The sequence below is a fragment of the Kitasatospora sp. LaBMicrA B282 genome, assembly GCF_050325825.1.
Taxonomy (GTDB): domain Bacteria; phylum Actinomycetota; class Actinomycetes; order Streptomycetales; family Streptomycetaceae; genus Kitasatospora.
The window spans coordinates 1-932 of record NZ_JBNQTI010000375.1 but is presented as its reverse complement, the minus strand read 5'-3'; the positions used below and the strand labels follow the sequence as shown (position 1 = coordinate 932).

General features: G+C 71.4%; 1 protein-coding gene. It reads left to right on the top strand.

Annotated features, from left to right (window positions below):
* Positions 1-54: 54 nt before the first annotated feature.
* Positions 55-932, top strand: an 878-nt coding sequence (locus ACQRUO_RS39530; RefSeq protein ID WP_428321015.1) for a hypothetical protein, incomplete at its 3' end; no start/stop codon positions are given.

The following is a 932-nucleotide window of genomic DNA, read 5'->3' as shown; positions in this document are numbered from 1 at the left end:
GGGGCGGGGGTTGCGGGGACAGGTGAGGGGGATGGTGGTGGGGACACTGGTCCCGTGGGGTTCGGTGGTCCTGGTGCCCAGTCGGTGGAGGTCAGCGCCGCAACCACCGCCACCGCCACAGGCGGTGCCGGCGCGGACGGCGGCTTCAATGCGTACGGCGGAGCGGGCGGGGCGGGAACAGCCGGAACCGTCCAGGCCAACACCCTGACCGCCAAGGGCGGGGCCGGCGGGGACGGCAGCAACCTGTTGCCCGGAATGGGAGGGGCCGGCAACACCGGCATCATCACTACCACCACCCGCACCGCCACCATCAGCGCGGTCGGCGGCAACGCCGGCGCGAGAGGACCCCTGCCGGCGAACGGTGGGGACGGTAACACCGGCACCATCACCGCTCCCTTCGGCACCGCCATCGGCGGTGCCGCCGGGGGCGGCGGGTACGGCGGGTTTGGCGGGAACGGCAACAGCGGCACGATCACCGCCGCCACCGTCACCGTCACCGGCGGAGCCAACCCGCTCCAATCCGGTCTGGGTGGCAACGGCAACACCGGCACCGTCAACGCCGACCCCGCCAACGCCGTAATCAAGGCCGCCGGCGGCGCCGGCAGCAGCGGCGGAAGCGTGGGCAACGCCAACGGTGGGGTCATCAACTTCACTGGCGACAACGCCACCGTCACCGTGGACCAGAACGGCCACCTGACCCCCGATCAGAACGGCAGCCCGGTCCCCGGTAGTGCCAAACTCAACGGCGGATCCAGCAAGAACAACACCATCACCGTGACCATCAACGCCGGCATCCTCGACGCCGGAGCCGGCGGCGGCAACACCATCACGGCGTCCGACAACGGCAACGTCGACAACCGGGGCACCATCGACGCCGGGGCCGGCGGCAACAACACCTGCCGCATCACCAACCAGAGCCCCGGCACCTCCAC